We start from the raw sequence: 20,006 nt of genomic DNA on the forward strand, positions 1-20,006 counted from the left end.
GCAAGCGATGACTGTCAATAAGTAGCAATCAGTAAGCCAGTAAGTAGAAATCAGAATGCCTGTAGCAAGTTCAACTGCCTATCGCTATCAATAGAGCTGTGGCTATCACCCATAACAACGATGACTCATAAGGAAGACGAGATGCCTATCAATACGCCTAACAGACAGAGTGCTGTCGGGATACAGCACTGGCTACAACGCAGTATGCTGGCACTTACTGTCAGTACGGCGATGATTGCTGGTATCAATGTCACGACGATAAACAGTGCGCAGGCAGCGGTGACCACGGCTGATTTCTCTGGTCTGGTTCAACAGGTCACGCCCGCCGTTGCTCGCGTGAACGTCACTAAAACCGTGAGTGAGGCTGAGCTTGCCAAGGCGCAAACGGCAGAGTTGTTACGACAGTTTTTTGGAGATCGTGTACGTATCCCTGATCGAGCGGCCACCCCAGCGATTGAGCATGCTTACGGGACGGCTTTTTTTGTCACAACGGATGGTTATATGCTGACCAATCATCATGTGATCGAAGGCGCTGACAAAATAACCGTTACCCTCAATGACAGAACAGAGCTTGATGCGACGTTAATCGGGAGCGATGAGCGCTCAGATGTGGCTGTATTGAAGGTTGAGGGCAAACAGTTCCCGGCATTACCAATTGGCGACTCGAATGTTTTAAAAGTAGGGGAGCCAGTCTTAGCGATTGGTTCACCTTTTGGTTTTGACTACTCAGCCTCCGCCGGTATCGTGAGTGCAAAATCTCGTAGCTTCTCGCGCGAGACCAGTGTGCCCTTTATTCAGACAGATGTGGCACTGAATCCTGGCAACTCAGGTGGTCCCTTATTCAATCAGCGCGGTGAGGTGATTGGTATTAATTCGCGTATCTTTAGTGGGACTGGCGGATACATGGGGCTGTCATTCTCTATTCCAATCGATGCGGCTATGGACATTTATGAGCAGCTCAAGACTAATGGTGAAGTGACCCGTGCCTATATGGGTATTTACCCACAAGATATCGATCGTAATCTGGCCGAGGCATATCAGTTAGATAAACCTCAAGGTGCTCTACTGACTCGTGTCTCGCCAGATTCGCCAGCGCAAAAGTCAGGACTGAAACCTGGCGATGTTATCTTGCAATACAATGATGTGCAGATCATGCAAGCCGCTGATCTATTAAACCTACTGAATCGCGCCCGTCCAAATGATGCCTTTCGAGCCTACATTCAGCGCAATGGTAAAAAAATGACAGTCAGTGGTAAGCTCACTTATGCCCCTGATGACGTCCGAGCACAAAGTGGCGATCAGCAGAGTAATGATGTGCAGCTCGGGTTACGTTTGCGTGATTTGACACCAGATGAGCAAGCAGAGATTGCCGTCGATAATAAGACAGGCATTCTGGTGACGATGGTCGATCCGACTGGATTGGCAGCACGCTCAGGCATTTTGGCTGGAGATGTGATTACCAATTTTCACCAAAAACCTATTAAACAAGTCACGGATTTTTCAGGCGCAATCTCATCACTTCCCCAAAAAGGCGTGGTCACCATCGAAATCATCCGCCAAGGTATCCCTGCTATTATTGGCCTGCGCATTGAATAGCGACACTGGTGAGTACACTACTTAACAGCAAGCATGACGGTAGCTATTAACAATTGTACTTGTCTATCGTAGAGCTCGACCTCTATAATGTTTGATTTTTTATAAAATGGCTGAGAGTGTCTCTTATATCACAACCCATTATTTGGGTGAGGTATGGCACATTCAACACGCTCTCATGTGCAATGAGTCTCTAGATAGGCTCATTGCACTATGCAACAGCTAGGTAATTATGACTGACCCCGCACTTCACACGCTCATTGTCTACACGTCAGCAGCATTGCTAGCGTATACCGTACTGTGGTCAGGGCTACAAACGTTCAATGCCAATCCGACCAATCGTTTTATGCGTATTTGGCTCAAGTTGGCATTGTATTATGCTGCCTATACTATGCCTTTTTGGTCGGTGTTATTGATTCTGGTGTGGTCGCAAGACTCAGTGTCAGCATTGGGTCAAATGCCATTATCGCTATTGTTGGTAGCACTCTCACTGATGGGTTTATATTTTTACACTGTGGTGATACAGCCCAATCGCTTACGGTTAGAGCATCATGCCATTGATTTAGATTTATCGACCTCCCTTAAGGTAGCGGTATTGTCAGACTTACGCATCGGTATATATGGTGGCAAGCCGCGCCATATTCGTAAGCTTGTGACGACTATTAATGCCATATCGGCAGATGCGGTGTTGATTACTGGTGACTGGTTGTATTACCCAAGTGCCGATCTGGTAGGGCAGCTCATGCTGTTTAAAGGGGTGAATAAACCTGTTTATACCGTGATGAGTACTTCTGATTTAAACTATCAGTCTATAAATACGACCAAGCAAGGTCAGCCATTATTAGAAGATACCTTGGCCAGTACGTTTGATGTGTTAGATATCAACTATATTGGTCAGCAATGTACCTCATTGCCACTTACGTCTGCTGAATCTGCCCATAAAAAATCAGTGGTGAATCCACGCGCTAAATCAGATGACAAAGGTCTCATCGAGCAGGACAATCTAAACAGAGCGATGGTCGCGATACTGTGCGGCTGGCAAGATTTCCCGGATACCAATCAGGATAGTGAAGCGGCAAGCACGACTGACAAAGCCACGCTTGGTGCCGAAATTGCCAATGCGACCAATCCTGTCATTATTTTGGGCTCACGATTTGATAGTGTTAGCGATTTACCAAAAGCTTTACAGCCACGTCCATTGTTGATTACGGGTGCTGCAAAAGCCATCCAAAAGAACATATGGCTGGCACACAAACAAAAAGACATCCAGCGTAGTCATGAGCAGTCGACGCTTCTTAATAATAGTCGCATGGGTAAACCGCACGGTTTATATCAGCATGCCAGTGCACAAATATTTGTCAGCAGTGGCATTGGCACACGTGGTTTACCGTTTCGTCTGTATCGCCCCACGATCGACGTGTTGACGATTCGTTAATCGTATTCAAAAGTCTCATCAGAGATTGTGTATGATGCGACGTTGATGCCCATGCATAAGTCCATTTAGCTATAAGGGTTTGGTCGAATATTTGTGGCTCTTGGTATACAGATCACTGCGCTTTTTTTGCATGCAATTTATCTATTGCGTATCAATTGATTGATAGCGGTCAAACCAAAATATGCTACACTAACAGGCGTTTTTATGATTATGTTTTGGCCGTCTGAGAGATACCTGCAGTCATCTATACAGACAATGCCGATATTGACGTGGATACGGAGTATCTTTGTCATTATTATAAATAGATATAAGTCAATAAAGACGTAGCATCATCATCAGGCAAGATATGGCCATGACCGTTTATCAATGCATAAGCGACTTTTGGCACTTGCATACGACCTATCATGTGACAGCTTTGATAAAAGCTAGGATAATATAGTAAGGCACGGCTATGAGCACAGCATACGACGAGATCAAAACCCGATTACAAGGTTCAATGGTAGCCTTGGTAACGCCCATGCACCCTGACGGTAAGGTTGATTATAAACGTCTGGCAGATCTCATAGACTGGCAGATTGAGCAAGGCACCCATTCCCTTGTCGCTGTCGGTACTACCGGTGAGTCGGCGACACTATCTATGCAAGAGCACAGCGATGTCATTCGCTATTTTGTGCAGCATGTCAAAGGTCGTGTACCAGTCATCGCAGGTACGGGTGCTAATAATACGATGGAAGCCATCAAGCTGACTCAAGATGCAGCAGACGCTGGTGCAGATTGTGCATTATTGGTTGCGCCTTATTATAATAAACCGCCTCAAGAAGGCCTGTATCAACATTATAAAGCCATTGCCCAAGCGGTGAACATTCCGCAGATGCTCTATAACGTGCCAGGACGTACAGTCGTTGATATCGCTCAAGAAACAGTAGAACGTTTGGCTGATATCGATAATATCGTGGCGATTAAAGATGCGACAGGCTCTGTCAGCCGCGGCGAGCAATTAATCAAAGTCGTAGGCGATAGAATCGTCATCCTATCTGGCGATGATGGTACAGCGCTTGAATTAATGAAAGTAGGCGGCAAAGGCAATATTTCGGTCACCGCCAACGTAGCACCCAAAGCCATGAGCGAGACTTTTGCTGCAGGCTTACGCGGGGATTTTGATACTGCAGATAGAATCAATGACGTGGTCAAACATCTGCATCGCGATCTGTTCATCGAATCAAGCCCTATTCCTGCTAAGTACGCTTTGCATAAAATGGGCATTATCGATAAAGGTATCCGTCTGCCACTCGTCTGGCTCGCGGAGCAGTATCATGCAACTATTGATGAAGCATTGATCCGAGCAAACATACTATAAACTGATACTCAGCGATTTTAGACTTGCTACAAGCTCGATTGTCAATATTCAAGCCAGCAGCAAGTTAACTTATCATGATAAGTCAATCGCCCAAATGAGCCATCACTGCTAATTCAGAGAGACACTATGATGAAAACATCATCAACAACGGCAAAGATATTTCCTGCAATGCTGACCTTAGTTTTGGGTAGCACTTTAGTCTTGAGCGGTTGCCAAAGCACCAAAAACTTGCTTGGTAAACGTGATAACGGCAGTCTTGACTATCAGCAAAGCAAAAAGCTTGCACCGATAGAGTTGCCTGCAGCTCAAGAAACAGCGCCATTTGTCCCTTTATACTCAACACCCAATGCTGGGGCAAATACCCTCACGCTACAGAACGAATCAGGCAACCAGTACCAACTGCCAAAGCCTCAGCGTGCTGTGAGTAACCAGTAACCCTTCAAATTAAACTTATCCATACTACTGACGTAATCATTATTTATGACAATCAGATCGACAGCATCAAATAAAAGTCAGTGGTAGCTGCGCGTTTTTACCACATAAGCTTGAACGAACAGGAACCCCCATAATGCAAAAGCAACAAATGCTGTATAAAGGTAAAGCCAAATCTGTATATGAAACAGAAGACAACGATCTTCTGATTCTACATTTCCGTGACGATACCTCGGCGCTTGATGGCAAACGTATCGAACAATTGGCACGTAAAGGCGTGGTCAATAACCGCTTCAATGCGTTTATCATGCAAAAACTGTCTGATGCGGGCATCGAAACGCATTTCGAAAAGCAATTATCTGACGATGAAGTATTGGTCAAACGTTTGGATATGATTCCTGTTGAGTGCGTGGTCCGTAACTTTGCTGCTGGTAGTTTGGTACGCCGTTTGGGCTTAGAAGAAGGCCAAGAATTGACGTCTCCTACCTATGAGCTGTTTTATAAAGATGATGCGCTCGGTGATCCGATGGTGAATGAGTCTTTATCAATCTCGCTTGGTTGGGCGACCAAAGAGCAATTGGCTAAGATGGAAGAGCTTACTTATCAAGTTAATGATGTACTAAAAGCATTGTTTGACGAGGGTGATTTAATCCTAGTTGATTTTAAACTTGAGTTTGGCGTGTTCCATGACCGCATCGTGTTAGGTGATGAATTCTCACCAGATGGTTGCCGTATCTGGGATAAGAATACCAAGAAAAAGCTGGACAAAGACCGTTTCCGTCAGTCATTAGGTGATGTGATTGAAGCTTATGAAGAAGTCGCTGACCGTATTGGTGTGCCACTGAGCTAAGCAGTCAATGTTTAGCGTAAAGCAAAAAAACTGAGCCATGTGCTCAGTTTTTTTATGGCGTCATATTAGTTTGGGTTTCCTAGTGGGGATTATTTGCATAACGGATGGTAAGAAAGGGAAGTAATACCCGCTTTTTTGCAAATATTTTTATTAGGAAAGGTCATGCTTCTTCGTTTTATTGCACGTCATAGCACATTAATTATGCCAGCTTGTGCAATTGTGGGCTTTGTTTTTCCCAACTTGTCCAACGCAGTATTAGTATATTTACCCCAAATACTGTTCTTCTTGATGTTTTTTACTTTATTAGGCATTGACCAATATGCGCTGTTAAAGCGTATAGCGACAAGCTATGTGTGGGTTTTTGCCCTACTACAAAGCGGGGGTATGAGTCTGGTTTTAATACTAATTGCTTATGCGCTCGGTGTACGTGGCGATTGGCTGTTGGCTATTGCAGGTCTTGGTGCCACGGCCCCATTGTTTGGCAGTGGTGCATTGGTCAATGCAGTGGGGTTTGATGCACAACTGGCGACGGCAAAAACCATCGCTGCCACGCTCATTATGCCATGTACATTATTGGGCGTATTGTGGCTATTAGGCGATAAAAATGCGCATGTAGACATTGGCACTTATATCAATCGTTTGCTAGTCTATATTGCTATGCCCATGGTGCTAGCGTTAGGGGTGCGACGATTCGTTTCACCTACTATTTTGTCACGTTATTATCCCAAAATTGGACAGTTTAATATCTTACTGCTGATGTTGTTTCCACTGGGACTGATGGCAGGATTTCGTGACACCTTTGACCATAATCCGTGGCAAGCCTTGTTATTACTAGTACTAAGCTCAGTATTGGCATTGGTGTTTTATTTTACGGCTTATATCATATATCGACGTTTTGGCTATGAAAATGCCATTATCGCTGCATTAGTGTGCGGTGGACGCAATGTATTGCTTGCTTACACCATAACGGCACCGTTTATGGGTGCGGTATTTTTACCGTTACTGGGTGCTTTTCAATTACCAGCATTTTGCTTACCCTTACTGGGCAAATACATGGCAAAACGCCATACAACATAAAACTCGACCTATGAATTTAAAGCCAGCTTGCGATTCTGATCCATCTGCTAATAATGCTTAGTGATAAAATCCTCTCTAGCCATAACTATTGATGTTCACTACACGCTGTGAACATCATCCTTTTAAGCAAAAGTTTGTCACTTAACTTGTATAAAAAATCAAACATAGCGCAACATTGTCTTCAATACCTTGCCTTACTTTTATGCTAATTTATTAGGGCGTGTTGAACATTCAAATGTGGTGCTGGCAGTGACTATTTTTTAGACAATATGCAGTGAAATTTTTGATGCCTAGTCATTCTAGGTTAGACAATTTCGCCATATATTGGCAAAAAAGAGTACTGCCCTGAAAGGCTGATGCTAAAATCACCCCAAACGTTGTTACAAACCTAGCTAAGGTCTCGACATTATCGTCGGCTTGCGCCTAGTTTGGTACAATTTTAACAATCAGCAGCCCTAATATTTGAATGTTCAACACGCCCTAATACTAGTTTATTAATATTTGGTCATATCAGTCAGATGATAAAAATAAGAAAAGGTTTTGCTAATGTCTACTACCTCATCAACTGTTTTAGACCCTAGTTGGTTTACTCGTCCTACCTGTGTGGTCGCGGCTGACTTGGTGGGCAAAGTCTTGTGTCGAAAGCTGACCGACAGCGATGGATCAGAAAAAATACTCCGCATGCGCATATCCGAAACCGAAGCCTACATTGGTCAAGACGATCCAGCCTGTCATTCGCATGCAGGGTCACGTACAGCACGCACAGAGATTATGTACGAGCAAGGCGGTGTGTTCTATATCTATCTGACCTATGGTGTGCATCATATGTTAAATCTCATCAGTGGCCATTCAGAGTCGCCTGAGTCGGTATTAATTCGCGCTGGGTTTTTGACGGATGATAGTGATCGCTTGATTGAAGAAGAGCAGCTGATCTCAAATCAGCAGCTTACACATCCTAAGCAGTTTGCAGGTCCTGGGAAACTGACAAAGCGTTTGCAAATTGACCGTGATTTATATGGCAAGCCTATCACGCCAGTCTCAAACGTTTGGGTCGAAGACGATGGTTGCCAGCCACCCGTGTCACTTCGTCCACGTATTGGTATCGATTATGCAGGCGATGCCAAAGACTGGCTATTACGCTATATATGGACTGATCATCCTTCACTGTCGAAAAAGTAGCAGTTTAACTTTTTTTAAACCTATTCTATGAGGCAAGTTTTATGAGGCAAGACCATGTATAAGCTCACCGTTTTTATTCCTGATGAGGCATTAGACAAAGTGAAGTCTGCTTTATTCACGGCTGGTGCTGGCAGCATTGGCGATTACGAGCAGTGTTGTTGGCAAGTTCAAGGGGTCGGGCAGTTTATGCCATTGGCAGGCAGTAACCCGCACATAGGCAAGCACGACAGTCTAGAGAGGGTCAATGAATGGCGAGTTGAGATGGTGGTCGATGCCGCGTTTATTACTGCGGCTATCACCGCGTTAAAAGCAGCACACCCGTATGAGACACCAGCATATGATGTCATCGAGGTGCTAGATTTTTGAGTTGATAAAGCTAAAACATCAGCTCACAACATGAAAAACTGGTTATAAAAAGGCCCAACAAGCCATTAAGCGACCTATTGGGCTTTAAAGCTTACGACGTCTTAACTACAAATTAAAAGAGATCATAAGTATTTAGAACGTCACTAATCTTTTTTGATCTTAAGCACATTGTAGCTTGGGTAGCCAAGCTCGATTTTATAATCATCGCGACCACGCTCAGCTTCGACCTTGATTTTGCGATCGCCTTTTTTATATTTCACGTCTTTGACACGGTATCCCATGCTGCTAACTTTATTAGCAGCTCGACGCTCGATGGTAGCTGAGTAAACATCTTTATCTGCTTTTTTATGCTTGTCTTTGTGTTTCTTATGCTCTTTATCATCTTTGTGGACATCTCCATAGATGTCATCATAGACGTTGTAGCCGCTAGGTGTGGTAACACAGCCAGTCGTTACGGTTAATAGGGCGGCGATAATACTGCTAGATACGACAGTTTTGAGCGTTAAAGCTGATAAATTTTTCATAAAAATTTCCTCATAATATATGCACTGCCGCTAACCAAGGATTGAGCATTGTAAAGTAATTGGCTAAAGACATAAATAGATAAGATTGACGAAGCACTATGGCTTAAAAGCACGGACTTGCAACATTGCTCTGATCAAAGAAGCTTTAAAGTAATCAATCTTTTTTAACTCTGATAACGTCTAGATTTGGGTAGCTGAGCAATATCTCATATTTTTGTGAACCACGTTTTGCCTCAATTTCGAATACACCGCGCTTATTTTTTTCTTCAAGGTCGATACTGTCGACACGATAGCCCATAGACCTTACTTTGCTGACAGCGCGGCGCTGAATCGCTGGGTAACGTGACTCTCTTTTAATATTGTTTTCTACATCGTCTTTTTTATAGCGCTTGTCATTCTTGTATTTGCCATTACCTTTATACTTATCTTTCTTATCACGGTCATTATCTTGTTGATACTTTTTATCTTCCCAGTTATTAGACCATGCTCTTTTATTTGAGCTGATGAGCCTGAGAGCTGGGTAGGTATATTTGAGCTCATAAGCTTGGTTATTCTTTTTGGCAAAGGCAGTGATGGCTCAATCGCCACGATAACTGTCAGATCTAATGTCCATGACCTGATAGCCTTTACGGCGCAAGTCTTGACTTAACTGCTGGCTGACACGGTTAAAGCTATCGTTTTGGCGATTGTTATCACTGCGATACACAGACTGATTGTCATAGCCTGGCCCTACTACGGTACAACCGACAGTCGTACCCAATAATGCAATAATAAGACCAGCAGACACAGTTGTCTTAAATGAGAACGGCTTTAGAGGTTTCATAATGCAATATCCTATAAGGTTTTCAGAGAGCATGCGATAGATGCATTAGTATCACTCGCCGCATGATAGGTTGTAGGTTGTCTTGATATAGCAATAGTTTGATAAGTCTCTATTGTTAATAATGTCAGAGATTATGTTCTCGGAAATATTTTCTTACATTCTCCATAGTAAGACACAAAGCTTTATATTAAGTGTCTTTTACGTTAACAAGTTGTAATCATTGAGATAATTAAAACCGTGTAAGCATATGCTTACACACAATGACGTTTACGCGACTTAACATGACAGTGATATTTTGGCATTATAGTCACACGGCATTAGGGAATGTGACTCAAGGATTGAGTTAACCGCATCAAGAATGATGTTCCAATTACCAAAATCAGGATGACGATGGTAGCTGAAATACGGACACATAACCTTTGCTGATAGCAGCAGTTAATACTGAACGCTGTAGTGTAGTAAAAGGGCAGGATGCCCAGTATCACAATATACTGAATATTTATGCAAGGATGCATAGAAAGCAGTCGTGATAGGTAACATGGATAGTTAACAATAAAACCGCATAACAATTCATTGCTATGCGGTTTTATCGTGTCTGGGTGATACTAATTTGCATATCCAATCATACCAATATCAAACTTATTGCTCAGTTTAATGTGTGCCGTTATTAACCGCCCATAAAAAAACCACATAAGATCCTATGTGGTTTTCTGCTTGGTACGTTAAACTTATTATTTTAAACTTGGCATCTTAAAAATACTATCTTCTAAGAAAGCCTACTTAGTACTTGTTTTCGCGGCGCCAGTCATCGACTTCACGTTCAGCATCATCCTTACTGTGGCCATAGCGCTCTTGGACTTTGCCGACCAGCTTGTCACGGCTGCCTTCAACATGTAGCAAATCATCATCCGTTAGATCAGCCCATTTCTGCTTTACTGACCCTTTTACTTGGTTCCATTCACCTTTTAGCGTATGTTCGTTCATTTTTAATTCCTTTTTTGTTGGTTATTTTATTACTCTTATAGATACTTACTTCGTTATTAACTTCTGTAGAATGGGCGGAGCATATTTTATTATTGTTTGTTATTTTTATAGTCTAATGTTAAACAAAGGCATTTAGTGGGCATCTTTACTGTCTTATTTTTTTTCGTGCCTTTTTATTATTGTCACTAGTGTTGACTGCCTTGTGGTATTAAATATAGGCTTATTTATAAATCGTGTCTGTATATCCAATGTTTATAGTGTTGCTTAATTATGGTGACCGTGCAATGTGTGTTATCTGGAAGGTCGCTATAGTCATAAATCGTAAATTATGTCTATTGTGCGTTATGATGATTGACGAGTTAGCTCAGCGTTTTGACAGATTTTATCATTGAAAATGGCCAATAAAAAACAGCAACTGTTTGGATGTGAAGCAGCTGCTCTTTTTTTATGGGTCATAATTGAGAATAAACGGATTCCTTTATTTTGCTAGAGTCGCTAAATAACGCTGATAACGTTTGGTCAGTCTCTTTATGCGAATACGATCCTTGACGAGCGAGAGTATCGGTGAGGCATTTGGTTTCGGTCGCTTGCCTTTACTCATACGCTGTAGTTGGCGTTTGATGACAGACATGGTCGCGAGTGCACTCATTGTTTTGTCTTTCCAGCGTACAACGGGGTCATGAGCAATCAGCGTGCTGTCTTTTTTCCAATCATTGGATAAGGAAGGGTTCATGGCGAGAGCCGTTCCCATACCGACGATATCAATCCCTTGAGCCAACACGTCTTCTGCAACAGCCAATCGTCTAACGCCGCCAGTAGTCATGACAGGCATTGTAGCGACCTGCGCAATCTCTTTTGCAAAATCTAAAAAGTAGGCTTCTCGCTGCAGAGTCTGTCCATCTGCTGTATTGCCTTGCATAGCGGGGCTTTCATAACTGCCACCAGACAGCTCGACCAAATCAATCGCCAACTCATTCATGGCTAAAACAACCTGCCTTGCATCCTTGGCATCAAATCCGCCCCGTTGAAAATCTGCCGAATTTATTTTTACCCCAACCGCAAAACTGGGCGAGACTTGAGCACGAACTGCCTTGATAACCTCAATGAGCAAGCGCATTCGGTTTTCAATCGAGCCGCCGTATTGATCGTCTCGTTTATTGGTCAGTGGCGATAAAAACTGTGAAATAAGATAGCCATGGGCGGCATGAATCTGCACACCATCAAAACCTGCTTGCTCAGCCTTTACAGCTGTATCAGCAAACCGTTGTATCAACTGATCGATATCTGATTGGGTCATCGCACGAGGCTTGCTAAACAAATGAGAGTATTTGCCCAAATCCATAGCCACATCAGAAGGGGACAATACATCACCGCCCATCGCCGCATACACTTGGCGACCCGGATGATTGAGCTGCATTAAAACGCGTGTGTCGTTTTGCTTGGCAGCCTGTGCCCACGTTCTAAAAGGGGCTATATCACTATCTTTGTTCAATACGACTCCACCAGGCCCAGTCATCGCACGACCATCGACCATGACATTGCCTGTAATCAATAATCCTGCACCGCCATTCGCCCATCGCTGATACAGACGTAACAAAGCTGGGCTTGGAATCTGGCCTGTGTCCGCCATGTTTTCTTCCATGGCCGCCTTTGCCAAGCGGTTGGATAGCGTGATGCCGCACGGTAATGTAAAAGGTGAAAAAACGGGAGATGTCATGATAGTAACCTCAAAAATATTGTTTTGTGAAGCATGAGTTCTGCTATGGGTTTGACTATAGACTTATTGTTTAAATGGCTATAATCTTATAGTTGAAATAATAGTTGTCAGCATTTGAGTATTATCATCACATTTTTTTGCTGCAATAGCACTGTAGATAAATTACTGACGTGTAGAATAAATGGTTTAACCAGTAGGGATACCTTTGTCGTGACTGTACTAATCCAAGAGACCACCGCACCCATAGAGTCAAAGCGCGAGCTGGCAAAAGCAAAGACGCGACGTGCGCTGCTAAAAAGTGCGCTACGACTGTACAGCTTAGAAGGTGCTCAGGGTATGAGTATGAATAAAGTGGCCAAAGGTGCTGGCATTGCGCAGCCTAGTTTTTATAATCACTTTGACAGCTTGGACGCTTTACAAAACGAGCTGAGTACTCAGCTAAAAGACAACTACCTATCACCCATGCGTATGGCGTGGGTCAATATGCTCAAGGATTATGATGTCCTAAGCGAAGTGCAGTTTGCTCAGCAGTGTCAGAACTGTCTGATGATGATTTTTGACTCTGCCTTTCAAAACATTGCCTTGTTTCAGCACCTATTAGAAGACCGTCCACGGTTTAGTGCCAATATAGAAAACCAATCTTCGTTGAACAACGGACTGGGCAATTTAGTCACCGAGATACAAGTAGAGTGGACAGAGATATTTATTCAAGGATTGCAGCTATCGAATCGCTCGGTTGAGCGGACGGCTATCAATCTTTGTGTCGATATGGCAGCAGCACAAGTACACGAGTTGATATTGGGCTGTCATCAGCAGCGCTACTCAAGACAACAAGCGATCGATACGTTAAGCAGCAGCTTCGATGCGCTGTTCGCCAATTTTTTGCACGGAAGCAATCAGAGCAAGTAACGATAACAAAGTAGTGATAATGGGTTTTTAGGTTTACTCATTAAACTTAATCATTAGATTTAATCACGATGTTTGGTGATGACGTCTGGTAATTATGTCCATTCATGACGGCTATCGTAAAAACTAGGATTAATCAAACACAACAGGGAGAGTTATTATGGCCACAACCATGGCTACACCAACGTTAGGCGAAGAGCAAACGCATTTTAGAACCTGCACATTGTGCGAGGCCATGTGCGGAGTTGAAATAAAGCACGACGGCGAAAAAGTCTTATCGATTAAAGGGGATAAAAACGACCCCTTTTCTCAAGGCTATATTTGCCCAAAAGCCACCGCTTTGCAGGATTTGCATGAAGATCCTGACCGTCTGCGTCAGCCTGTCGAGAGAACGGCCGATGGCTGGAAAACGCTCAGTTGGCCAGAAGCGTTGGATAAAGTGGCCGCAGGTATTCAATCCGTACAGCAAAAATATGGCCAAAACGCATTGGGGGTTTATCTTGGTAACCCCAACGTACACAACATGGGCGGTATGCTGACTATCAAACAGCTACTCACCAGCTTAAAAACCCGCAGTCGATTTTCTGCCACCTCTATTGACCAACTGCCACATCATATCGTCAGCATGCATCTATTTGGCCATATGCTACGTATTCCAGTTCCTGATGTGAACCACACCCAATACATGCTCATTATCGGTGGCAATCCGCTAGCTTCTAACGGCAGTATCATGACTGCCCCGAACATGCGCCAAAAGCTAAAAGACATCAAAGCCCGTGACGGCAAAGTGGTGGTGATTGATCCGCGCCGCACAGAAACTGCAGATATCGCTAGCGAGCATCATTTTATTCGTCCTGCGACAGATGTGTTGCTATTACTTGCCATGCTCAATGAAATCTATGCGCAAGGCTATGCTAAATTAGATGGCAAGGTTGCTAATTTAGCTCCAGAAATTGACCGACTTGCTCTGTTTGCCGAAGAGTACACGGCAGAAACAGTCGCTGCTATTACAGGTATTACTGCATCTGAAATCAAACGTATTGTCAAAGAATTTTGCGAAGCGGAAAGCTCGGTTTGCTATGGTCGAATGGGTATTTCGGTGCAAGAGTTCGGCCTATTGAGCCAGTATCTGTCGATGGTCATTAATATCGTCACAGGGCGCTTAGATGAAGTGGGCGGATTGATGTTCCCCAACCCTGCAATGGATGTTGTGAACAGCTCAGGTCCAGGCTATCTGGGTAAACGCCACAGCCGCGTGAGTAACTTGCCTGATTTTAATGGTGAGTATCCCGTGGTCGCGATGGCAGATGAGATGTTGGTCGAAGGTGAGGGGCAATTAAAAGGGTTCGTCACTATTGCAGGTAACCCTGTGCTAAGTACCCCAAATGGTGAAAAGCTAGACGAAGCGCTGTCAAAACTAGAGTTTATGGTGTCACTTGATTACTTTGTGACCGAGACCAGTCGTCATGCCAATATTATCTTGCCGCCTGTATCGCCACTAGAGCGTGACCATTACGATGTGACGTTTAATGGATTTGCAGTGCACAATGTCGCCAAATACTCGCCAGCCTTGTTTGAGAGATCAGAAGAGACGAGACATGATTGGGAGATTTATTTAGAGCTGGCAGCACGCTTGGATAAAGATGCGCCAGAAGCAACGCAAAAAGAGCGTGCAGCGATAAAAGCATTTGGGCCGAAATTTGTTTTAGAGCAAGGTCTAAAGTATGGACCTTATAAAGAGGTCACGTTAGATGTGCTCATGGAAAACCCGCATGGTATCGATTTAGGGCCATTGCACAGTATGTTGCCAGACGCTATCAAGCATGCAGACAAGCAGATTCATCTTCATGTAGATTTTTATCAAGCAGATTTGGCACGGGTTAGAGAGATGGTACAGCAGTATAACGATGATGAGATTTTACTCATTGGCCGTCGTCATGTGCGTAGTAACAACTCATGGTTGCACAATAGCCATCGATTGGTAAAAGGTAAATCTCGTTGTACATTGATGTTGCATCCTGACACAGCGGCGCAGCATGGTATCGTTGATGGTCAATCTGTAAAAGTCACCTCGCGGATCAGCAGTGTGATCATTGCAGCAGAAGTGACGGATGAACTGATGCCAGGTGTGGTCAGTATCCCGCACGGCTTTGGTCATGGACGTAAAGGGGTCAAGCAAAAGATTGCCCAAGCGCATGCGGGGGTGAGTGTGAATGATTTGACAGATGATACCCTAATCGATCAGCTGAGTGGCAACGCGGCAGTCAATGGTGTGCCTGTGCAGTTAGAAGCGCTTGAATCAGTAACAGATGACGTATTGGCTACGGCATCATAAATCTTAATGGGTAGCACAGTAATATAAGTCTTTCCCTAAATTTAAAAGAAGGCGCTTACTATAGGTAAGCGCCTTCTTTTTTGCACGAAATCTTAATCTATCGCTTATTTGATTAAGTGCTCATACCCACAAAGTCAAAATCAACGTTAGGGGTTTCGCCTTGGATTAATAAACTAAGGGCTTTTGCAGAACCACAAGAATGCGTCCAACCCAGCGTACCATGCCCAGTATTGAGCCATAAGTTGTCAAAAGTAGCTGAGGCATTATGGCTGCCGTGTTTGACTTGACCGCAGTGTGCACGACCAATAAGGGGCACGTTCGATGGGGTCATCGGGCGCAGTCCTGTCCAATATTGTACCGAGTTTGCGATAATACCTTTCGGAAATAATTGCTGTACACGCCGAGTAATGGCTTCACAGCGAGTGGTATTCAAGTCTAAATTGTAGCCATTAAACTCTGCGGTGCCAGCCACTCGCAATTGGTCACCCAATCGTGAGGTAACCAGTTTAAACTCATCATCAATCAGGCTCACAAAAGGTGCTAGATGCGGCGCTCGTGGGTTGACAGTATAAGTAGCCGAATAGCCTTTTGCTGGAAATATTGGTGCGTGTATGCCCAAAGGTTTTAGTAATGACACGCTGTAGCTACCAAGCGCCAACACATAAGTATCTGCAGTAAAGGTTTGGACATTTTCACCTGTCGGGCGAATGGTAACACTGTGCACGTGCGGGCGCGAAGAGTCTGTATCGGTATTGAGTGCCAAAATTTCAGTATCATATAAAAACTGTACACCAGCATCGATGCAGCGCTGCGCCAAACGTTGAGTAAATAAATGGGCATTGCCAGACTCATCACGACTGGTATAGGTTGCTCCAGTCAGCTTATGAGCAATTGGGTAAAGCGATGGCTCTAAATTGACGGCGTTATTGATATCAATCACGTAGCGCTCACAGCCAAGCGCTTGCATGCGTTCGGTTGGTTCTATAGCCGCATCAAACTCTGCCTGATTGGTATAAAAATGCATGATACCGCGTGTTTGCTGCTCGTAATTAATACCGATATCTGCACGCAGCTGCTGCAAAGCATCTCTGGAGTACAAACCCAGACGTACCATTTGTACGAGATTGGCATCGGCTCTATCGGCGCGGCATTCTTGTAGAAACTGCATCGCCCATTTGAGCTGCGCTTTATCCGCACGCAAGCGATACAGTAGCGGGGCATCTTCTTTAAACAACCACTTGAGCGCTTTCATCGGGGTCGCAGGATTGGCCCAAGGCGTGGCATGTGAGACAGATATTTGACCACCATTTGCGAACGAGGTTTGCATACCTGCTGCTGATTCGCGCTCGATCACGGTCACATCATAGCCTGCTTGACGTAGATACCATGCAGTGGTTACACCCACCACGCCTGCTCCGAGTACCGCAATATGTGTCATAGGATTCTCTATGCTCATGTTAATCATGATGGTAGCGCTGTATTAATCTACCATCACCTTTGCTGCGTCGCTTGCTTGATCCGATTTACTTTTATTTTGGACGTGCAACATCTACCTGTAGAGCAGCTGGCAAGTCCAATATGCTCAAATCGCTTTCTGCTAACTGTTCAGGGCGAGCAACGACAAGAGCTATAAAACCCTCGTCATTTTTCATGGCATTGACCACTTGGATTTTATCAAGTTTGTCACCTGCGCTTGGTGCTTCACCGGTGCCTTGTACATAGTGCAAAAATGCTTTGGGTGCTGATTTAAAATAAATACGAGCGATGACTTCTTGACCCAGATAGCAGCCTTTGTCGTAATCCATACCGCCGCGCTGATGCAGACGCAGCTCTTGCGGTTGGAACTCGCCTTGAGTGGCGGCTACGATCCAATAGTTACCAGTGGCAATACTGCATTGCATCCAAGCTTGAGTATCCTCAGTCGTATTATGATCGTCTTTATGGCTAAAGGTTGGCACATTATCGAGTACGCAAGGATAAATCGCGACTGGTGCACTGGTTTCAAACTTTGAAAATGCACCATACTTTTTAAGGTGTGCTTGCAATGACTCAGCGCAGTCGCTACTTATGACTACATCATACTGCTTTTCTGCTTGTTTCTTAATCCAAATACCAAATTCAATACGGCCTTTTAAGTTACCGATGGCGGCTGCCTGATAGCTAAGCCCAAGTTTGGTAACATCACAGGTCAATTGTCCTTGAAAGAATTTTTCGGCGTCTTCGCCTTGAATGGTCAATTGTGAAAACTGCGGCAGTGCTGATGTGTCTGGAGACTGAGTCATTGTTATTATCCTTCTGATGAGAGCTTATTTATTAATAATATAGTGGGTAAATCGAAGCGATAAAAAATTATACGGGCGCTTTTATCATTGACAGTATATGTGCACATAAATCTAAATGAGGCTAAGAAGAGTACCACAAAAAACACGGTCATAAAAAACGTCATCACTGAGTGGTGAGTTAAGCATTAAATTGGGCTCAGCACCCAGTTTTCAACCGTACAAATTGGTTAAAAATGATCAGTTACGGTACAATGTTGGCTCTAGTAAAAATCTAATCTGTCATGGCTGCCGAGGAAATAATGAGCTTACCAAATTGTCCTAAATGTGATGCTGAATATACGTATGAAGATGGTGCGTTACTGGTATGTCCAATGTGTGCTCATGAGTGGACGGTGGCTGAGACCGATGCTGCGCAAGCTGAAGAGCAAGATGCAGTTATTCGTGATGCTGTCGGCAACGAGCTACAAGACGGTGATGCGGTGACTGTGATCAAAGACCTAAAAGTCAAAGGCTCTTCAATCGTGATTAAAGTAGGTACCAAGGCGAAAAGTATTCGTCTATTGCCGGATGCTACTGACGGTCATGATATCGACTGCAAACTTGATGGCTACGGGCCAATGAAGCTTAAGTCATCTGTCGTGAAAAAAGCCTAGCGTTTCAGATATGCTTGAAAAATTTTATAATAAACAAATATAAAGCAGACGTTTAATCACAAAACATTGTCGTTATAAATGCCAATATAAATGTCGCTATAAGTAGAGAATAATTATGAGTACTAAAAACGAACAGCTCTTTGCCCAAGCCAGCAAACATATTCCAGGCGGTGTCAACTCGCCAGTCCGCGCCTTTGCAGGAGTTGGTGGTACGCCAATCTTTATGCACCGTGCCAATGGTAGCAAAATTTATGACACCGAAGACAATGCCTATATCGATTATGTCGGCTCTTGGGGCCCGATGATTTTGGGTCATGCGCATCCAAAAGTTATTGATGCGGTTAAAAAAGCCGCTGATGATGGTCTAAGCTTTGGCACGCCTACACCGTTCGAGACGACAGTTGCAGATAAGATTTGCGAAATCGTGCCTAGTGTTGAAATGATTCGTATGACCAGCTCTGGTACAGAAGCGACCATGAGTGCAATTCGTCTAGCGCGTGGTTATACCCAACGTGACAAAATTGTGAAGTTTGAAGGTTGCTACCATGGTCATTCAGACAGTCTGTTAGTAAAAGCAGGTTCAGGCATGCTTGATATCGGTGAACCAACGTCTAAAGGCGTACCTGCTGATTTTGCTAAGCACACGATTACGATTCCTTATAATGATCCGCAAGCGATCAAAGATTGCTTTGAGAAATGGGGCGAAGAAGTCGCTTGCGTTATCTTGGAGCCAATCGCAGGCAACATGAACATGGTCATTCCAACACAAGAATTCCATGATACGTTGCGTGCAGAGTGTACTGCCAATGGTGCGGTATTAATCTTTGATGAAGTTATGACGGGCTTTCGCGTTGGACTTGGCGGTGCACAAGCCCACTTCGGCATCGATCCTGATTTAACTTGCTTTGGCAAAATCATCGGTGCAGGTCTACCTGTTGGCGCTTTCGGTGGTAAAAAAGAAGTCATGTCTTGTATCGCACCACTTGGCGGTGTCTATCAAGCTGGTACGTTATCAGGCAACCCACTCGCGATGCGTGCTGGTATTGCGATGTTTGAAGACTTAACGGCAGACGGTTTTTATGACGAATTAGCAGCGAAAGTTGATCGTTTAGTAGACGGTTTCCAAGCAGCGGCTGACAAGCATGGTATTAACCTTCGTACCAATAAATTGGGCGGTATGTTTGGTATGTTCTTCGTCAGAGACAATGAGACTGCTGTACCTCAGAACTTTGATGACGTGACAGAGTGTGACATGACGGTATTTAATACCTTCTTTCATGGCATGCTAGATCGTGGTATTTATCTTGCACCCTCTGCTTATGAAGCAGGCTTTATGTCTATCAAGCATAGCGATGAAGATATTGATGCGTCGATCAAAGCGGCTGATGAGATATTTGCAGAAATGGCCAGCGTTTAATTTATTCTGACTCAAAGTCATAAGTAGCCTTAATCAAAGCAATAGAAAAACTAGCAATAAAAAACCAGTACTTTAA

19 protein-coding genes are annotated in these 20,006 nt (G+C 44.0%); 12 read left to right on the forward strand and 7 right to left on the reverse strand.

The window, feature by feature from the left end; all coding sequences use genetic code 11:
* The first annotated feature begins 204 nt into the window (after nt 1-204).
* From IP510_RS03850 to IP510_RS03885, 8 genes are all read left to right on the forward strand, one after another.
* The gene (locus IP510_RS03850; RefSeq protein ID WP_194363745.1) at nt 205-1,596 is read left to right on the forward strand and encodes a Do family serine endopeptidase; all 1,392 of its coding nucleotides are present in this window, start codon (nt 205-207) and stop codon (nt 1,594-1,596) included.
* A 229-nt stretch (nt 1,597-1,825) separates the two neighbouring features.
* The gene (locus IP510_RS03855) at nt 1,826-3,028 is read left to right on the forward strand and encodes a hypothetical protein (RefSeq protein WP_194363471.1); all 1,203 of its coding nucleotides are present in this window, start codon (nt 1,826-1,828) and stop codon (nt 3,026-3,028) included.
* Between the two features lie 451 nt (nt 3,029-3,479).
* Nucleotides 3,480-4,385 carry a 4-hydroxy-tetrahydrodipicolinate synthase gene (gene dapA / locus IP510_RS03860; RefSeq protein ID WP_194363472.1) on the forward strand — a complete coding sequence of 302 codons (906 nt, stop codon included), beginning with the start codon at nt 3,480-3,482 and terminating at the stop codon, nt 4,383-4,385.
* A 126-nt stretch (nt 4,386-4,511) separates the two neighbouring features.
* Nucleotides 4,512-4,820: a hypothetical protein gene (locus tag IP510_RS03865; protein ID WP_227669454.1), complete on the forward strand. Its 309-nt coding sequence runs from the start codon at nt 4,512-4,514 to the stop codon at nt 4,818-4,820.
* Between the two features lie 133 nt (nt 4,821-4,953).
* Entirely contained in the window at nt 4,954-5,667 is a 714-nt protein-coding gene (gene purC / locus IP510_RS03870) for a phosphoribosylaminoimidazolesuccinocarboxamide synthase (protein WP_194363473.1), read from the forward strand.
* A gap of 162 nt (nt 5,668-5,829) precedes the next feature.
* Complete coding sequence (locus IP510_RS03875) at nt 5,830-6,744, forward strand: lantibiotic ABC transporter permease (protein WP_194363474.1); 915 nt, start codon at nt 5,830-5,832, stop codon at nt 6,742-6,744.
* A gap of 546 nt (nt 6,745-7,290) precedes the next feature.
* The gene (locus tag IP510_RS03880; protein ID WP_194363475.1) at nt 7,291-7,923 is read left to right on the forward strand and encodes a DNA-3-methyladenine glycosylase; all 633 of its coding nucleotides are present in this window, start codon (nt 7,291-7,293) and stop codon (nt 7,921-7,923) included.
* Between the two features lie 54 nt (nt 7,924-7,977).
* Nucleotides 7,978-8,289 carry an NGG1p interacting factor NIF3 gene (locus IP510_RS03885; protein ID WP_194363476.1) on the forward strand — a complete coding sequence of 104 codons (312 nt, stop codon included), beginning with the start codon at nt 7,978-7,980 and terminating at the stop codon, nt 8,287-8,289.
* A gap of 143 nt (nt 8,290-8,432) precedes the next feature.
* Here the strand turns inward: IP510_RS03885 and IP510_RS03890 are convergent, their stop codons facing one another.
* The 5 genes from IP510_RS03890 to IP510_RS03905 all read right to left on the reverse strand — a co-directional run bounded on the left by IP510_RS03890 (nt 8,433) and on the right by IP510_RS03905 (nt 12,337).
* Nucleotides 8,433-8,813 (reverse strand): hypothetical protein, encoded by a 381-nt coding sequence (locus IP510_RS03890; protein WP_194363477.1) that lies wholly within the window; start codon nt 8,811-8,813, stop codon nt 8,433-8,435.
* A gap of 154 nt (nt 8,814-8,967) precedes the next feature.
* Complete coding sequence (locus tag IP510_RS13685; protein WP_227669456.1) at nt 8,968-9,111, reverse strand: hypothetical protein; 144 nt, start codon at nt 9,109-9,111, stop codon at nt 8,968-8,970.
* Between the two features lie 279 nt (nt 9,112-9,390).
* Nucleotides 9,391-9,636, reverse strand: a complete 246-nt coding sequence (locus tag IP510_RS13690; protein ID WP_227669457.1) for a hypothetical protein — start codon at nt 9,634-9,636, stop codon at nt 9,391-9,393.
* Between the two features lie 780 nt (nt 9,637-10,416).
* Nucleotides 10,417-10,620, reverse strand: coding sequence for a CsbD family protein (locus IP510_RS03900; protein WP_194363478.1), 204 nt, complete (start codon nt 10,618-10,620; stop codon nt 10,417-10,419).
* A gap of 478 nt (nt 10,621-11,098) precedes the next feature.
* Complete coding sequence (locus tag IP510_RS03905; protein ID WP_194363479.1) at nt 11,099-12,337, reverse strand: NADH:flavin oxidoreductase/NADH oxidase family protein; 1,239 nt, start codon at nt 12,335-12,337, stop codon at nt 11,099-11,101.
* A 210-nt stretch (nt 12,338-12,547) separates the two neighbouring features.
* Here IP510_RS03905 and IP510_RS03910 point away from each other — a divergent pair, with 210 nt between their 5' ends.
* Together IP510_RS03910 and IP510_RS03915 are read left to right on the forward strand one after the other, a co-directional pair.
* Complete coding sequence (locus tag IP510_RS03910; RefSeq protein ID WP_194363480.1) at nt 12,548-13,246, forward strand: TetR/AcrR family transcriptional regulator; 699 nt, start codon at nt 12,548-12,550, stop codon at nt 13,244-13,246.
* 157 nt (nt 13,247-13,403) lie between these two features.
* Nucleotides 13,404-15,578 carry a molybdopterin oxidoreductase family protein gene (locus IP510_RS03915; RefSeq protein WP_227669459.1) on the forward strand — a complete coding sequence of 725 codons (2,175 nt, stop codon included), beginning with the start codon at nt 13,404-13,406 and terminating at the stop codon, nt 15,576-15,578.
* Nucleotides 15,579-15,690: 112 nt separating this feature from the next.
* Here IP510_RS03915 and IP510_RS03920 read toward each other — a convergent pair whose 3' ends face one another.
* Together IP510_RS03920 and IP510_RS03925 are read right to left on the reverse strand one after the other, a co-directional pair.
* Nucleotides 15,691-17,016, reverse strand: coding sequence for a D-amino acid dehydrogenase (locus IP510_RS03920; RefSeq protein WP_194363481.1), 1,326 nt, complete (start codon nt 17,014-17,016; stop codon nt 15,691-15,693).
* A 91-nt stretch (nt 17,017-17,107) separates the two neighbouring features.
* The gene (locus IP510_RS03925; protein ID WP_194363482.1) at nt 17,108-17,860 is read right to left on the reverse strand and encodes a YgfZ/GcvT domain-containing protein; all 753 of its coding nucleotides are present in this window, start codon (nt 17,858-17,860) and stop codon (nt 17,108-17,110) included.
* A gap of 299 nt (nt 17,861-18,159) precedes the next feature.
* Between IP510_RS03925 and IP510_RS03930 the strand changes: the two genes are divergently transcribed.
* Together IP510_RS03930 and hemL are read left to right on the forward strand one after the other, a co-directional pair.
* Complete coding sequence (locus IP510_RS03930) at nt 18,160-18,513, forward strand: zinc ribbon domain-containing protein YjdM (protein ID WP_227669460.1); 354 nt, start codon at nt 18,160-18,162, stop codon at nt 18,511-18,513.
* A gap of 115 nt (nt 18,514-18,628) precedes the next feature.
* The gene (gene hemL, locus IP510_RS03935) at nt 18,629-19,930 is read left to right on the forward strand and encodes a glutamate-1-semialdehyde 2,1-aminomutase (RefSeq protein WP_194363483.1); all 1,302 of its coding nucleotides are present in this window, start codon (nt 18,629-18,631) and stop codon (nt 19,928-19,930) included.
* The last annotated feature ends 76 nt before the right edge of the window (nt 19,931-20,006 follow it).

It is taken from the genome of Psychrobacter sp. NG254 (assembly GCF_015277735.1).
Taxonomy (GTDB): Bacteria; Pseudomonadota; Gammaproteobacteria; order Pseudomonadales; family Moraxellaceae; genus Psychrobacter.

Excerpts from the sequence above, each read along its gene's own strand:
- IP510_RS03925 (WP_194363482.1), bottom strand. The coding sequence starts at position 17,860 with ATGACTCAGTCTCCAGACACATCAGCACTGCCGCAGTTTTCACAATTG.
- IP510_RS03880 (WP_194363475.1), top strand. The coding sequence starts at position 7,291 with ATGTCTACTACCTCATCAACTGTTTTAGACCCTAGTTGGTTTACTCGT.
- IP510_RS03885 (WP_194363476.1), top strand. The coding sequence starts at position 7,978 with ATGTATAAGCTCACCGTTTTTATTCCTGATGAGGCATTAGACAAAGTG.
- IP510_RS03855 (WP_194363471.1), top strand. The coding sequence starts at position 1,826 with ATGACTGACCCCGCACTTCACACGCTCATTGTCTACACGTCAGCAGCA.
- IP510_RS03905 (WP_194363479.1), bottom strand. The coding sequence starts at position 12,337 with ATGACATCTCCCGTTTTTTCACCTTTTACATTACCGTGCGGCATCACG.
- hemL (WP_194363483.1), top strand. The coding sequence starts at position 18,629 with ATGAGTACTAAAAACGAACAGCTCTTTGCCCAAGCCAGCAAACATATT.
- IP510_RS13685 (WP_227669456.1), bottom strand. The coding sequence starts at position 9,111 with ATGGGCTATCGTGTCGACAGTATCGACCTTGAAGAAAAAAATAAGCGC.
- IP510_RS03930 (WP_227669460.1), top strand. The coding sequence starts at position 18,160 with ATGAGCTTACCAAATTGTCCTAAATGTGATGCTGAATATACGTATGAA.
- IP510_RS03920 (WP_194363481.1), bottom strand. The coding sequence starts at position 17,016 with ATGACACATATTGCGGTACTCGGAGCAGGCGTGGTGGGTGTAACCACT.
- IP510_RS03850 (WP_194363745.1), top strand. The coding sequence starts at position 205 with ATGCTGGCACTTACTGTCAGTACGGCGATGATTGCTGGTATCAATGTC.
- IP510_RS13690 (WP_227669457.1), bottom strand. The coding sequence starts at position 9,636 with ATGAAACCTCTAAAGCCGTTCTCATTTAAGACAACTGTGTCTGCTGGT.
- IP510_RS03890 (WP_194363477.1), bottom strand. The coding sequence starts at position 8,813 with ATGAAAAATTTATCAGCTTTAACGCTCAAAACTGTCGTATCTAGCAGT.
- IP510_RS03865 (WP_227669454.1), top strand. The coding sequence starts at position 4,512 with ATGATGAAAACATCATCAACAACGGCAAAGATATTTCCTGCAATGCTG.
- IP510_RS03915 (WP_227669459.1), top strand. The coding sequence starts at position 13,404 with ATGGCCACAACCATGGCTACACCAACGTTAGGCGAAGAGCAAACGCAT.
- IP510_RS03900 (WP_194363478.1), bottom strand. The coding sequence starts at position 10,620 with ATGAACGAACATACGCTAAAAGGTGAATGGAACCAAGTAAAAGGGTCA.
- dapA (WP_194363472.1), top strand. The coding sequence starts at position 3,480 with ATGAGCACAGCATACGACGAGATCAAAACCCGATTACAAGGTTCAATG.
- purC (WP_194363473.1), top strand. The coding sequence starts at position 4,954 with ATGCAAAAGCAACAAATGCTGTATAAAGGTAAAGCCAAATCTGTATAT.
- IP510_RS03875 (WP_194363474.1), top strand. The coding sequence starts at position 5,830 with ATGCTTCTTCGTTTTATTGCACGTCATAGCACATTAATTATGCCAGCT.